This window comes from Streptomyces sp. NPDC006691, assembly GCF_042869955.1.
Taxonomy (GTDB): Bacteria; Actinomycetota; Actinomycetes; order Streptomycetales; family Streptomycetaceae; genus Streptomyces.
Map to the genome: position 1 here is coordinate 36,088 of NZ_JBIAGW010000018.1, position 13,263 is coordinate 49,350.

Consider the following 13,263-nt stretch of genomic DNA (forward strand, 5'->3'; position numbering starts at 1 on the left):
CGCTGAACGGGAACGAAGACCAAGGCTAGGAGCACGTCGTGGCGGTACGAGCGGTCCGGGGGGCAGTCCAGCTGGAGCGGGACGAGGCCGGACACATGGACGAGCAGGTCGGCGCGCTGCTCACCGAGATCCTGGAGCGCAACGGCCTCACGCCGGACGACCTCATCAGCATCTGGTTCACCGCCACCCCCGATCTGCACAGCGACTTCCCGGCCGCCGCCGCGCGCGGCCTCGGCATCACCGACGTACCCCTGATCTGCGCGCAGGAGCTCGACATAGCCGGGGCCATGCCCCGCGTGGTGCGGATCCTCGCGCACGTCGAGACCTATCTCGACCGCTCCGAGATCGCCCATGTCTACCTCGGCTCCGCCGCCGCCCTGCGCAAGGACATCGCCCAGTGAGAACCGCCCTCGTCATCGGTACCGGACTCATCGGGACCTCCGCCGCCCTGGCCCTCAGCGGCCGGGGCGTCACCGTTCACCTCGCCGACCACGACCCGGGCCAGGCCCGCACCGCCGCGGCCCTCGGCGCCGGCACCGACGAGGCTCCCGAGGGGCGGGTCGACCTCGCCGTCGTCGCCGTGCCGCCCGCGCACGTCGCCGCGACCCTGGCCGGGGCGATCCGCGGCGGCGTGGCCCGCGCGTACATCGACGTGGCCAGCGTCAAGGGCGGGCCGCGCCGCGAGCTGCTCGCGCTCGGCTGCGACCTGGGCTCCTACATCGGCACGCACCCCATGGCGGGCAAGGAGCGCTCCGGCCCGCTCGCGGCCACCGCCGACCTCTTCGAGGGCCGGCCCTGGGTGCTCACGCCGACCCGGGACACCGACACCGAGGTGCTCAACCTGGCACTCGAACTCGTCGCGCTGTGCCGGGCCGTGCCGGTCGTCATGGACGCCGACGCCCACGACCGGGCCGTCGCGCTCGTCTCGCACACCCCGCAGCTGGTCTCCTCCATGGTCGCCGCCCGCCTCGAAGAGGCCGACGAGACGGCGGTACGGCTGTGCGGCCAGGGCATCCGGGACGTGACGCGCATCGCTGCCTCCGACCCCCGGATGTGGGTGGAGATCCTCTCCGCCAACCCGGGCCCGGTCGCCGACGTGCTGTCCGGGATCGCCGCCGACCTCGACGAGACCGTGCGCGCGCTGCGCTCGATGGAGTCCGCCGACGAGGACAAGCGGCGCGGCGGCGCGGCCGGCATCGAGGACGTGCTGCGGCGCGGCAACGCGGGCCGGGTCCGGGTGCCCGGCAAGCACGGGGCGGCGCCCGCCACGTACGAGATCGTCGCCGTGCTGCTCAGCGACGAGCCGGGCGGCCTCGCGCGGCTGTTCGCGGACGCGGGCCGGGCCGGGGTCAACATCGAGGACGTCCGCATCGAGCACGCCACCGGCCAGCAGGCGGGCCTGGTCCAGCTGATGGTCGAGCCTGCCTCGGCCCCGGGGCTGACCGCGGCGCTGCGGGAGCAGGGTTGGTCGATCCGGCAGTGACGGCGATCCGGGAGTGACGGCGATCCGGGAGTGACGCGGTCGTTCCGACCGGGCGGGACGGGGGGCTCGCACGAGCCAGTAACCTTGTGGGGGGCGGATTTGCGCCCCGAGCATCCCCGCCCCGTACCAGGAAGGTGTCCGTCACCGTGGAAACCGCCGCCCGGACCGCTCCGGCAGCAGTGATTGTCGCCATCGACGGCCCCTCCGGCACCGGCAAGTCCAGCACTTCCAAGGCCGTGGCCGCCAAGCTGGGCCTGAGCTACCTGGACACCGGCGCCCAGTACCGGGCGATCACCTGGTGGATGATCGGCAACGGGATCGACATCGACGACCCGGCGGAGATCGCCGTCGCGGCCGCCAAGCCCGTGATCGTCTCCGGCACGGACCCGTCCGCGCCGACGATCACGGTCGACGGCGAGGACGCCTCGGGCCCGATCCGCAGCCAGGAGGTCACCTCCAGGGTCAGCGCGGTCAGCGCGGTCCCCGAGGTGCGGGCCCTGATCACCCAGCTCCAGCGCGACATCGCGGCGGCCGCCGTGCTCGGCATCGTGGTCGAGGGCCGTGACATCGGCACCACCGTGCTGCCCGACGCCGACCTGAAGGTGTTCCTCACCGCGTCCCCCGAGGCGCGCGCCGCCCGCCGCAGCGGCGAGGTCAAGGGCTCCGACGTGGCGGCCACCAGGGAAGCCCTGATCAAGCGGGACGCGGCCGACTCCGGCCGCAAGACGTCCCCGCTGGCCAAGGCGGACGACGCGGTCGAGGTGGACACCACCGAGCTCACCCTGGACCAGGTCATCGAGTGCGTCGTCACCCTCGTCGAGGAGAAGCGGGCCGCCAAGTGACAGCAGTTCCTGTCTCCGGGCGGGGCGCGGAGATCGGGCGCCGCATCGGTGTCGGCCTGATGTACGGCCTGTGGCGGCCGCGCGTGCTGGGCTCCTGGCGGGTTCCGGCGGCCGGCCCGGTGATCCTCGCCGTGAACCACTCGCACAACATCGACGGACCCATGGTCATGGGCACCGCCCCGCGCGGCACCCACTTCCTGATCAAGAAGGAAGCCTTCGTCGGGCCGCTCGGCCCGTTCCTCGAAGGCATCGGCCAGCTCAAGGTGGACCGGGCGGTCGCCGACCGCACCGCGATCACCGACGCGCTCGCCGTGCTCGACGGCGGCGGCGTCCTCGGGATCTTCCCGGAGGGCACCCGGGGCGACGGCGACTTCGCCTCGCTGCGGGCGGGCCTCGCCTACTTCGCCGTACGGTCGGGGGCGCCGATCGTGCCGGTGGCGGTCCTGGGAAGCACCGAGCGCCGCGGCCGGTTGATAAAGGCGCTGCCGCCGCTGCGCAGCCGGGTGGACGTCGTGTTCGGCGACCCCTTCGAAGCGGGCGACGGCAGCGGCAGACGCACCCGCAAAGCCCTGGACGAGTCCACCGTCCGCATCCAGGACCGGCTCACCGGCCACCTGGAGACCGCCAGGCGCCTGACCGGGCGCTAGGCCAGACTTTCAGTAGTGGACCGCTCGATCGCGATCCACCGATCACCACGATGAACGAGGTACGGACTTCATGAACGACCAGCACGAACACGGAGCGCTCGGCGACGCCGAGTACGCGGAGTTCATGGAGCTCGCCGCCGAAGAGGGCTTCGACGTCGAGGACGTCGAGGAGGCCCTCGGCGAAGCGGGCCACGGCCCGCTGCCGGCCCTCGCCGTCGTCGGCCGCCCCAACGTCGGCAAGTCGACCCTGGTGAACCGCATCATCGGCCGCCGCGAGGCCGTGGTCCAGGACAAGCCCGGCGTCACCCGCGACCGCGTGACCTACGAGGCCGAGTGGGCGGGCCGGCGCTTCAAGGTCGTCGACACCGGCGGTTGGGAGCAGGACGTCCTCGGTCTCGACGCCTCCGTCGCCGCCCAGGCCGAGTACGCCATCGAGGCCGCCGACGCCGTGGTCTTCGTCGTCGACGCCACCGTGGGCGCCACCGACACCGACGAGGCCGTCGTCCGGCTCCTCCGCCGGGCCGGCAAGCCCGTCGTGCTCGCCGCCAACAAGGTCGACGGCATGTCCGGCGAGTCCGACGCCGCCGCCCTGTGGTCGCTCGGTCTCGGCGAGCCCTTCCCGATCTCGGCGCTGCACGGCCGCGGCACCGGCGACCTGCTCGACGAGATCCTCAAGGCCCTGCCCGAGGCCCCGCCGCAGCGCTTCGGCACCTCGGTGGGCGGCCCCCGCCGCATCGCCCTCATCGGCCGTCCGAACGTGGGCAAGTCCTCGCTCCTGAACCAGGTGGCCAAGGAGGACCGGGTCGTCGTCAACGCCCAGTCCGGCACCACCCGCGACCCGGTCGACGAGCTCATCGAACTCGGCGGCATCACCTGGAAGTTCGTCGACACGGCCGGCATCCGCCGCCGCGTCCACCTCCAGGAGGGCGCCGACTACTACGCCTCGCTGCGTACCGCCGCCGCCGTCGAGAAGGCGGAGGTCGCGGTCGTCCTCATCGACACCAGCGAGTCGATCTCCGTACAGGACCAGCGCATCATCACGATGGCCGTGGACGCCGGGCGCGCGCTCGTCATCGCGTACAACAAGTGGGACACCCTCGACGAGGAGCGGCGCTACTACCTGGAGCGCGAGATCGAGACCGAGATGCAGCAGGTCGCCTGGGCGCCCCGGGTCAACGTCTCCGCGCTGACCGGCCGCCACATGGAGAAGCTGGTCCCGGCGATCGAGACCGCGCTGGCGGGCTGGGAGACCCGCGTCCCCACCGGGCGCCTCAACGCCTTCCTCGGCGAGCTCGTGGCCGGCCACCCGCACCCGATCCGCGGCGGCAAGCAGCCGCGCATCCTGTTCGGCACCCAGGCGGGCACCAAGCCGCCGCGGTTCGTCCTCTTCGCCTCCGGCTTCATCGAGGCCGGCTACCGGCGCTTCATCGAGCGCCGGCTGCGCGAGGAGTTCGGCTTCGAGGGGACCCCGATCCACATCTCGGTGCGGGTGCGCGAGAAGCGCGGACGCAACCCCAAGAAGTAACTCCCAGCCGGGAGCCGGGAGCCGGAAGCCGGAAGCCGGGAGTCCGTGGGGGAGCAACTCCCTTGCGGAAGCGGGTTCAGAGCCCCCTGCGGGGGCCGGGCGGCAGAGCCGCCGGGAGCTGGTGCTGCCCGGCGTACTGCCGCCCGTTCGCGTTCATCGCGGGGTGCACATGCCAGTTCCCGGCGTAGGTGGCCGGGAAGTGCTGGGTCTGGTGGCCCGTCTGGTACCCGGTGCGGGTGCCGTGTGTCCCCGTCCCGAACCCGCCGATGACGCCGAACCCGGTGAAGCCGAGATCCTCCTCGCCGGACCGGTCACCGGGCAGGGCGCGGAAGGACCGGAGGTACTCCGAGTACAGCGCGTCGTAGATCGGCGTGGGGGAGTGGGCTCCCGAGGCCTCGCCCGAGGGGCGCATGGCGGGGATCTGGGACTGGTACGGCTGGCGCGAAGGGTCGTATGTGTGCACGTATGTGCCAACGACCCCGTACGCCCGGGGATGCGGGGTGTTCCGGCTTATCGGTAGCGCGCCGCCCGGCGCCCCACGCCCCTTCCGCGCCCGCCCCGGACCTGCCGGGACGGGCGCGCGGGAACCGTCAGGTGCCGGCCAGCGGCATGGCCGCGGCCACCAGCCGGCCGTTGGCGGCAGCCTTCTCCAGCGCGTCCCTGAGCAGGTCCTCGCGCGGCTGCTGGCCGATCATGCCGACCGGGGCCGCGAAGACCAGGACGCGCTGGGACTTGTTGGCGGCGGCGCGCCAGCCCTCCGTCACCTGGAGCGGCTGGTGGGCCTGCCACCACGACACCGAGCCGCTGCCGCCGCCGGTCCCGGGCTGAAGGACGGCGTGCAGCTGGCCCATGGCGAGCAGCACGGACCAGCCCGGCAGCACGGCGGGCAGCCGGCCCATGTCGGTCACCGGGGCGAAGCCCTGCTCGATGAGGAGCGGCAGGAATTCATCGGTGCTGCCGCCCGAGCCGGCCCGGGCGATCGGACCGGTCGGCTCGACGACGAGCGCCGGATGCAGATCGCCCTCGATCAGGACCAGGCCGCTGGTGATGCCGAGCACGGCCTGCTCGGGCGAACCGCCGACCACCGCCGGGTCCTCGCCGGTGATGGAACGTACGGCGCCCTGGAGCTGCTCCTCGGCGACCTGGACGACCTGGGAGGGGATGCAGCTGGCGTGGGCGAAGGCGAGCACGGCCGTTTCCTCGCCGACGAACAGGACGGTGCTGGTGCGCTCCTGCTCGGAGTCGCCCGGCGTGCGGCAGGAGGTGCAGTCGTAGCTGCCCGGGGCGTTCTCGCCGGCGAGCAGCCGCTCGGCTTCTTCGTCGCCGATCTCGGCGCGGACGTCCTCACTGACGTCGAGCATGCGCGGCACGGGTGGCTCCTAGGAACTGAGTGGATGCGCCGGGCGGTTCCCGGCTTCTCTCGTACAAACGACAACGGGTGATCTGTGGCCGGAGTCACGCGCGACGCCGGACGGAATCGAACCGCCGCCAGCGGAGGGTGAATTCGCCCCCGGAACCCCTCACTCCCTGTCAACGGATGCGGGGGACACGGAAGTTGGGGCGGTGAGCTGACTCACAGATCACTTCACCGACAGGTCGACAAATCCTGAAATCGAGTGATTCAGTGGGTGACCGGAAAGCGCCGCTACTGCCGGTAACGGGCAACTGGCCTTGCCGGACGGGCCGTTGGTTGATGCCGGAGCCCGCAAGTCCCTAGATTCCAGCGCCGTGTGCATCGAGCACCGCCCGGGAACGCCCGCCGGCCGCACAGCCAGCACGACCTTCCGGCGGGCGGGGCAGCACGGATCGAGGTGCCGGACGCGCCGAGAGCCGGACCGCCCAGGGGGACCCCGGGTCCTTCGAGAGGGATTTCATGTCCGTTGGTACCAGTGGTTCCAGCTCCTCACGCAGGCGTGGCACGGCAGCGTTGATCGGAGCCGCGATCGCGGCCCCGGTCGCCCTGGCCGGCGTCACCACCGGCCCGGCCGCCGCGGCGGACGCGGGTGTGTGGGACCGCATCGCGCAGTGCGAGAGCGGCGGAAACTGGCACATCAACACCGGGAACGGCTACTACGGCGGGCTCCAGTTCGACGCCGGGACCTGGCGGGCGCACGGCGGCGGGGCCTACGCCGCCACCGCCGACCGGGCCAGCCGGGCCGAGCAGATCGCCGTGGCCACCAAGGTCAAGGACGCGCAGGGCTGGGGGGCCTGGCCGGTCTGCTCGCGCCGGGCGGGCGCGTCCGGCAGCGCCCCCGGGGCGGGAGCACCGGCCCGCCCGAAGAAGCAGGCCGAGCGCCCCCGCCAGGTGGCGCCGAAGCCGTACAAGGCGCCGGCGCCGCAGCAGCGGGCGAAGGCCGAGCAGCGGTCCGTCGCGCCGTTGCGCGCCGAGCGCGCCTCCGCCGGCTCCTACACGGTCCGGGGCGGGGACACCCTGTCCGCCATCGCCGCGGCCCACGGCGTGGGATGGGAGGCGCTGTACGCGGCCAACCGGGCCGTCATCGGAGCCGACCCGGATCTCATCCTGCCCGGCCAGCAGCTGCGGATCTGACGGGCCGGGGCCCCGTCCGGCCGCCCGGCCGGGGCCCCGTCGCCGCCCCGCACCGCCGCGCGCCCCCGTTCCTCCCCGGGCGGACCAGTGGTGGCCCGCTCCTGGAGCAGGGGCGATCCGCCCCTGGAGTACAGGCGATCCGCTCCTGGAGTACGGATGACGGACACGCCAAGTACAGTCCGTATCTGTCCGAAGGATTTCGGTCTTCACCCGTCCGGATGGTCAAATGATCAAGACCACGATCGGCTGACCGATCGCACGACCAAGGGATGCCTGGCCCATGCACATCTCGTTCCTGCTGCACAACGCGTACAGCCTGGGTGGCACCATACGGTCGACCTTCAACCTCGCGGGCGAGCTCGCCCGGCGGCACGACGTCGAGATCGTCTCCGTCTTCCGCCACCACGACGAGCCCACGCTGCCCGCCCCCGAGGGCGTCCGGCTCAGGCACCTCGTCGACCTCCGCAAGAACAGCCCCGGATACGAGGGCGACCACCCCGATCACCAGCGGCCGGCCAAGGTCTTCCCGCGCGGCGACGGCCGCCACAGCCAGTACAGCCGCCTCACCGACGCCCGGATCGGCGCCCACCTCGTGGCGGTCGAGGCCGACATCGTCATCGGCACCCGGCCCGGCCTGAACGTCCACATCGCGCGCGAGACCCGCCCCGGCGTGGTCCGCGTCGGCCAGGAACACCTGACCCTGACCGGGCACAGCTACCGGCTGCGCAGCGAGATAGCCCACTCCTATCCGCAGCTCGACGCGATCACCACGGTGACCCGGGCCGACGCCGACGCCTACCGGGCCCTGCGCCTGCGCGGCGTCCGCCTGGACGCGGTGCCCAACTCGGTGCCCGCGCCCCGCGTGGAGCCCGCCACCGGCGAGAGCAAGCTGGTGGTGGCGGCCGGACGGCTCACCCCGGTCAAGCGGTACGACCTCCTGGTGCGGGCCTTCGCGCAGGTGGTCGCCGTCCGGCCGGACTGGCGGCTGCGGATCCACGGCGCCGGCGACGCCTTCGGCAACGAGCGCGGCGCCCTGCGCAACCTCATCGACGATCTCGGCCTCTACAACCATGTGTTCCTCATGGGTGTGGCCGGTGACCTCGACGGCGAGTGGATCAAGGGATCCCTCGCGGCCGTCACCTCCAGCCACGAGTCCTTCGGCATGACCATCGTCGAGGCCATGCGCTGTGGCCTCCCGGTCGTCTCGACCGACTGCCCCCAGGGACCGCGCGAGATCATCGACGACGGAGTGGACGGCCGGCTCGTCGAGACGGGCAATGTCGACGCGGTGGCCGCGGGCCTGCTCGAACTGATCCAGGACGACGCGCTGCGCCTGCGCATGGCCAAGGCGGCCCTGGACAGCTCCCGGCGCTTCGACCCGGCCTCGATCGCCGAACGGCACGAGGCGATCTTCGGCGAACTGCGCGCCCGCGGCGCCGGCAGCCGCTCCGCAGGGGCGCTGCGCGACGGTCTCCACCGGGCCCGCAGCACGGCCCTCGACGGGGCCTACGCCCTGCGCCACAAGGCCGCCTCCGTGCTCCGGAAAGGGCAGACCGCATGACCACCACAGCCGCGTCACCGGACACCGGCAGCGCTCCCGCCGCGCCGCGCGTCGACTGCATAGCCGACTCCGCGGGCGGGGTGACCTTCGACGTCATCGCGACCGCGGAGACGGACGCCACGCTCGTCCTGCGCCGCCACGGCGCCAACCCCGGCGCCGATGTGCGGCTGCCGCTCACCCCGGCCGCCGCGGGACTCCTGCGGGCGGTGCTGCCCAGCACGGTCGACCTCGCGGAGGGCGTCTGGGACGCCTGGCTCTGCTCCGGCGAGGGCGCCGAGCAGCGCCTGGAGCCGGGCGTACGGGACCTGCGCGCGCTGGTCGACCGGGCGCCGGGGCCGGACGCGGAGCGGATCGCGGTCCGCATCCCCTACCCGGCGGCCTCCGGCGCGCTCGTGGTCCGCAGCTGGCTGCGCAGGCCGCACGCCGAGACCGGCACCATCGGCTTCGACGGGGCCTCGGTCACCGTCCAGGGCCGTCTGTACGGCACGGAACTCGGCCCCGACGCGGCCGTCGAGGCACGCCTGCGGGGCGGCAGCGGCCGCGTCCACCGGGTCGCGGCGAGCGCCGAGGGCGAGAGCGGGGGATTCACCTTCACGCTGCCGTACGCGCCGCTCGCCGAGGGGCTCGACGCCAAGGAGTGGCTCTGGGACCTGTGGCTGCTGCCCGGCCCGGACGGCCCCGCCGTCCGGCTCGCCCGCATCCTCGACGACGTCCCGCTGAAGCAGGCGATCTTCGTGTACCCGGGGACGAAGGCCGGCTCCGCCGTGGTGCGCCCGTACTACACCGGGGCGAACGACCTGAGCGTGCGGGTCGACGCGGTCCGGACCTGACCGTGCCCCCGGGGGCTCGCTCGGTCGGCCCGGGTGGGTCCGCGCCGGCTAGGGCTCCGGCCGGACCCTCGGCCCCTCCGGTCCCGGCACGGCCGCCGGCTCGGCCGCCTGCTCAAGGTCGTCGCGGAACGGCGCGAACTCGGGGTGGTGCAGGTCGAACGCCGGGGACTCGGTGCGGATGCGCGGGATGGTCACGAAGTTGTGCCGGGGCGGCGGGCAGGAGGTCGCCCACTCCAGCGAGCGGCCGAACCCCCACGGGTCGTCGACCTCCACCTTCCTGCCGTACTTCGCCGTCTTCCAGACGTTGTAGAAGAACGGCAGCGTGGACAGGCCGAGCAGGAAGGCGCCGATCGACGAGATCGTGTTGAGCGCCGTGAAGCCGTCCGCCGCCAGATAGTCCGCGTACCGCCGCGGCATGCCCTCCGCGCCCAGCCAGTGCTGGACCAGGAACGTGGTGTGGAAGCCGATGAAGAGCGTCCAGAAATGCATCTTGCCGAGCCGCTCGTCGAGCATCCGGCCGGTCAGTTTCGGCCACCAGAAGTAGAAGCCGCCGAAGGTCGCGAAGACCACCGTGCCGAACACCACGTAGTGGAAGTGGGCCACCACGAAGTACGAGTCCGTGACGTGGAAGTCCAGCGGCGGCGAGGCCAGGATCACGCCGGTGAGGCCGCCGAACAGGAAGCTCACCAGGAATCCGATCGCCCACAGCATCGGGGTCTCGAAGCTCAGTGAGCCCCTCAGCATCGTGCCGGTCCAGTTGAAGAACTTCACTCCGGTGGGCACCGCGATCAGGAACGACATGAACGAGAAGAACGGCAGCAGCACCGCCCCGGTCGCGAACATGTGGTGCGCCCACACCACGACGGAGAGCCCGGTGATGGCCGCCGTCGCTCCGATCAGGGTCGTGTAGCCGAAGACCGGCTTGCGCGAGAAGACCGGGATGATCTCCGTGATGATGCCGAAGAACGGCAGCGCGATGATGTAGACCTCGGGATGGCCGAAGAACCAGAAGAGGTGCTGCCACAGCAGCGCGCCTCCGTACTGGGCCTCGAAGACCACCGAACCCAACCTGCGGTCCGCCTCCAGGACCAGCAGCGCCGCCGCGAGCACCGGGAACGCGATGAGCACCAGGACCGAGGTGAACAGGACGTTCCAGGTGAAGACCGGCATCCGGAACATCGTCATGCCGGGCGCGCGCATCCCGATGATGGTGGTCACGAAGTTCACCGCGCCCAGGATGGTGCCGAAGCCGGAGAGCGCCAGGCCCATGATCCAGAGGTCGGCGCCCGCGCCGGGGGAGCGGGTCAGCGAGTTGAGCGGCGCGTAGGCGAACCAGCCGAAGCTCGCGGGCCCCGTCGGCAGCAGCACCGAGCCGAGCACGATGAGACCGCCGAACAGGAACAGCCAGTACGCGAGCATGTTCAGGCGCGGGAAGGCCACGTCGGGGGAGCCGATCTGCAACGGCATGATCGCGTTGGCGAACCCGGCGAACGTGGGCGTCGCGAAGAGCAGCAGCATGATCGTGCCGTGCATCGTGAAGAGCTGGTTGTACTCCTCGTTGCTCATCAGCTGGAGCCCGGGGCGGGCCAGTTCGGCGCGCATCAGGAGCGCCATCAGACCGGCGATCAGGAAGAAGACGAACGAGGTGATCAGGTAGAGGTGCCCGATCTTCTTGTGGTCCGTGGTGGTCAGCCAGTCGACGATCACCGCACCCGGCCGGCCGTCCCGTGCGGGTTTCGCCGCCGGGGTCACCGTCTCCGTTCCCATCGCACCCCCAGAGGTGTCTGGCGTCAGGCCAGGGCACATGATGCTCGCGCTCCGGGCCGCCGCAACAGAGGGCGTACGTCATCCGGCCGAGCCCCATGCCGGTACGGACACGGAGGCCGGAAGTAGGGATCGCGTAAGGGTGTGGTGAATTCCCAACGCCTTGTCAATTTCGCCCGCAGCGCCGCCGCATGAGAATTGATCCAGGGTCCGTCAGGCGAATGGAATCAATTCACTAAATGCGTTCGAGTGGCTGGAACCGTGGTGTGCGATAACTGGGCAAGGGGTCAGGAACTGCCCGTACGAGTGACGGAGTTCGAGGGGAACTCGACCCCCGATCCTGTGACAGAAGTGTGACTGGTGGGGTACTGGGGGCGGACAACCAGCGGCTTCGTCCGGGCCTCGCGGGCCGCCCGGCCCCCCGCTTCCGTCCGTGCCGCGGCCCGCCTACGGTGGGGTGCATGGCACCCATACCGTCCCACTCCGCCCATCCCGACGACGCCCCCGAGTCCTATGTCGGTCTCGACGCCGAGGACGCCGAGCGCCTTGCCAGGTCACGCGGCTGGTCCACCGTCAGGTCGCTGCCGCCGGGCTCGATCATCACCATGGAGTATCTGGCGGGCCGGCTGAACTTCGAGGTCGACAACGGCAGCGTGCGGCGCTGCTGGCACGGCTGAGGTATCCCCGGCCGCCGCTCCGGCCCCCGGAGCCGAGCCCTCCTCCCGCCCGCAACTCCGCCCGGCAGGGCCCGGCGGAGGCCCGCACGGACACGACGAGGGCCCGCGCGAACACGGCGAAGGCTCGCACGGACACGGCGAAGGCCCCTCGGCCACGACGAAGGCCCCCGGCGAGCTGCCGGGGGCCTTCGTGCCGCGTGCGTACCGCCGCGCGTCGCCGGTCAGCCGCCCAGGGGGCGGGCCGGGGCGGTGCGCGGCGAGCGCTCGGTGTGCGGGGGGCGCCGGGTGCCCGCGGGGACGACCGGGGGCCGCTCCGAACGGGCCGGCTGGTACGGCCGGGCCGGGAGGGGCCGGCCGGAACCGCGCCCGCTGGCCGCGCCGACCGGCTCGCGCACCGGGACGTCGTCCTCGTCGTGGCCGCGCTGGGGCACCATCGCGGGCGCCGCGGGGGCGGGCACCGGGGCCGGCGCGGTGGCGGCGCTGCGGCGTCGGCGCTCGCGCACCTTCGCGCGCACGGCGAAGACGAAGGCCTCGGCGCGGGCGATGAGCGGCTCGAACCAGGGCAGGGCCAGCAGGATGAGCAGTCCGGCCGCCCAGCCGAGGAGCACATCGCTCACCCAGTGGGTGCCCAGGTAGACGGTGGTCGCCCCGACTCCCAGGGCGACCATGGCCGAAATGACCGAGAGCCAGCGTCTGGCGCGTGGGGTGGTGGCGAGGTAGGCGAGGATGCCCCAGGTCACGACCGCGTTGGCGGTGTGCCCCGAGGGGAATATGTCGCCGCCGGCGAAGAGCTCGGCGGACCCTATCTGCGTGGCGTAGTGCGGCCCGAGGCGTCCCAGGCCGAGCTTGACCGAACCGACCGTCATGTTGAGCAGCAGAAGGGCCGCCCCGAGGGTCAGGAGCGGCCGCAGTGTGTGCTGGCGCCAGGAGCGCCAGCCCAGCCAGGCCATCACCATCACCGCGGTGGGACCGCGCTGGCCGAGTACCACGAAGTAGTCCAGGAAGGCGTGCAGCTGCGGCCACTGCTCGTACGGCCGGTACAGCATGACCTTCCAGTCCAGCTCGACGAGCCAGGAGGAGCCCAGCACGGCGACGACGATGGCGAGGTAGAACGCCATCGTCGCCCCGAAGAGGACCACGCGGTGACGGCTCATCCGCGGGATCTCTATCTTCGGTGGCTCGGGCTCCCGGTCCAGGCGGGCGAAGATTCGGTCAGTACGCACTCAATCGACGTTACAGCGAGTGAGTGACGGCCCAGGCCGATCCCCGGTCTTTGTGATGTCGCCGTGATGTGGAGTATGTCTCACGACCCGCTTTATTCCCGGGCCCTCGCGAATACCCCGGTCCTTCTCCTCTATTCATTCGACTCACCTCCTGAAGGCGTGT

Annotated in this window: 13 protein-coding genes; 9 read left to right on the forward strand and 4 right to left on the reverse strand. The window is 72.1% G+C overall.

Annotation, left to right across the window (positions count from 1 at the left end):
* Positions 1–38 precede the first annotated feature (38 nt).
* The 5 genes from aroH to der all read left to right on the forward strand — a co-directional run bounded on the left by aroH (position 39) and on the right by der (position 4,497).
* The gene (gene aroH / locus ACFYNP_RS30050) at positions 39–401 is read left to right on the forward strand and encodes a chorismate mutase (protein WP_161256284.1); all 363 of its coding nucleotides are present in this window, start codon (positions 39–41) and stop codon (positions 399–401) included.
* On the forward strand, positions 398–1,483 hold the full coding sequence (locus ACFYNP_RS30055) for a prephenate dehydrogenase (protein WP_388789850.1): 1,086 nt from the start codon (positions 398–400) through the stop codon (positions 1,481–1,483). Before aroH ends, ACFYNP_RS30055 begins: the two co-directional genes overlap by 4 nt.
* Positions 1,484–1,617: 134 nt before the next feature.
* A complete protein-coding gene (gene cmk / locus ACFYNP_RS30060) occupies positions 1,618–2,325 on the forward strand; it encodes a (d)CMP kinase (protein ID WP_388410996.1) in 708 nt (235 codons plus the stop codon).
* Positions 2,283–2,972, forward strand: coding sequence for a lysophospholipid acyltransferase family protein (locus tag ACFYNP_RS30065; protein ID WP_388789852.1), 690 nt, complete (start codon positions 2,283–2,285; stop codon positions 2,970–2,972). Before cmk ends, ACFYNP_RS30065 begins: the two co-directional genes overlap by 43 nt.
* A gap of 70 nt (positions 2,973–3,042) precedes the next feature.
* The gene (gene der, locus ACFYNP_RS30070) at positions 3,043–4,497 is read left to right on the forward strand and encodes a ribosome biogenesis GTPase Der (protein ID WP_388789855.1); all 1,455 of its coding nucleotides are present in this window, start codon (positions 3,043–3,045) and stop codon (positions 4,495–4,497) included.
* 76 nt (positions 4,498–4,573) lie between these two features.
* Here der and ACFYNP_RS30075 read toward each other — a convergent pair whose 3' ends face one another.
* Together ACFYNP_RS30075 and ACFYNP_RS30080 are read right to left on the reverse strand one after the other, a co-directional pair.
* On the reverse strand, positions 4,574–4,960 hold the full coding sequence (locus tag ACFYNP_RS30075) for a hypothetical protein (RefSeq protein ID WP_388411003.1): 387 nt from the start codon (positions 4,958–4,960) through the stop codon (positions 4,574–4,576).
* A gap of 127 nt (positions 4,961–5,087) precedes the next feature.
* Positions 5,088–5,867 carry a hypothetical protein gene (locus tag ACFYNP_RS30080; RefSeq protein WP_388411005.1) on the reverse strand — a complete coding sequence of 260 codons (780 nt, stop codon included), beginning with the start codon at positions 5,865–5,867 and terminating at the stop codon, positions 5,088–5,090.
* Positions 5,868–6,370: 503 nt separating this feature from the next.
* On the opposite strand from ACFYNP_RS30080, the gene ACFYNP_RS30085 reads away from it, so the two are divergent.
* The 3 genes from ACFYNP_RS30085 to ACFYNP_RS30095 all read left to right on the forward strand — a co-directional run bounded on the left by ACFYNP_RS30085 (position 6,371) and on the right by ACFYNP_RS30095 (position 9,436).
* Positions 6,371–7,045: a transglycosylase family protein gene (locus ACFYNP_RS30085; RefSeq protein ID WP_388411007.1), complete on the forward strand. Its 675-nt coding sequence runs from the start codon at positions 6,371–6,373 to the stop codon at positions 7,043–7,045.
* Positions 7,046–7,325: 280 nt separating this feature from the next.
* Positions 7,326–8,606: a glycosyltransferase family 4 protein gene (locus tag ACFYNP_RS30090; protein WP_388789858.1), complete on the forward strand. Its 1,281-nt coding sequence runs from the start codon at positions 7,326–7,328 to the stop codon at positions 8,604–8,606.
* On the forward strand, positions 8,603–9,436 hold the full coding sequence (locus tag ACFYNP_RS30095; RefSeq protein WP_388789861.1) for a transferase: 834 nt from the start codon (positions 8,603–8,605) through the stop codon (positions 9,434–9,436). The genes ACFYNP_RS30090 and ACFYNP_RS30095 overlap by 4 nt, the downstream gene beginning before the upstream one ends.
* 48 nt (positions 9,437–9,484) lie before the next feature.
* On the opposite strand, the gene ctaD is transcribed toward ACFYNP_RS30095, so the two are convergent.
* The gene (gene ctaD / locus ACFYNP_RS30100) at positions 9,485–11,203 is read right to left on the reverse strand and encodes a cytochrome c oxidase subunit I (protein ID WP_388411013.1); all 1,719 of its coding nucleotides are present in this window, start codon (positions 11,201–11,203) and stop codon (positions 9,485–9,487) included.
* 458 nt (positions 11,204–11,661) lie between these two features.
* On the opposite strand from ctaD, the gene ACFYNP_RS30105 reads away from it, so the two are divergent.
* The gene (locus ACFYNP_RS30105; protein WP_388411016.1) at positions 11,662–11,877 is read left to right on the forward strand and encodes an I78 family peptidase inhibitor; all 216 of its coding nucleotides are present in this window, start codon (positions 11,662–11,664) and stop codon (positions 11,875–11,877) included.
* A gap of 221 nt (positions 11,878–12,098) precedes the next feature.
* Here the strand turns inward: ACFYNP_RS30105 and ACFYNP_RS30110 are convergent, their stop codons facing one another.
* The gene (locus ACFYNP_RS30110; RefSeq protein WP_388411017.1) at positions 12,099–13,100 is read right to left on the reverse strand and encodes a phosphatase PAP2 family protein; all 1,002 of its coding nucleotides are present in this window, start codon (positions 13,098–13,100) and stop codon (positions 12,099–12,101) included.
* Between the last annotated feature and the right edge of the window lie 163 nt (positions 13,101–13,263).

Bases quoted from the DNA above. Each gene is read 5' to 3' on its own strand.
- ctaD (WP_388411013.1), bottom strand. From the start codon at position 11,203: ATGGGAACGGAGACGGTGACCCCGGCGGCGAAACCCGCACGGGACGGC.
- ACFYNP_RS30095 (WP_388789861.1), top strand. From the start codon at position 8,603: ATGACCACCACAGCCGCGTCACCGGACACCGGCAGCGCTCCCGCCGCG.
- ACFYNP_RS30085 (WP_388411007.1), top strand. From the start codon at position 6,371: ATGTCCGTTGGTACCAGTGGTTCCAGCTCCTCACGCAGGCGTGGCACG.
- ACFYNP_RS30090 (WP_388789858.1), top strand. From the start codon at position 7,326: ATGCACATCTCGTTCCTGCTGCACAACGCGTACAGCCTGGGTGGCACC.
- ACFYNP_RS30105 (WP_388411016.1), top strand. From the start codon at position 11,662: ATGGCACCCATACCGTCCCACTCCGCCCATCCCGACGACGCCCCCGAG.
- der (WP_388789855.1), top strand. From the start codon at position 3,043: ATGAACGACCAGCACGAACACGGAGCGCTCGGCGACGCCGAGTACGCG.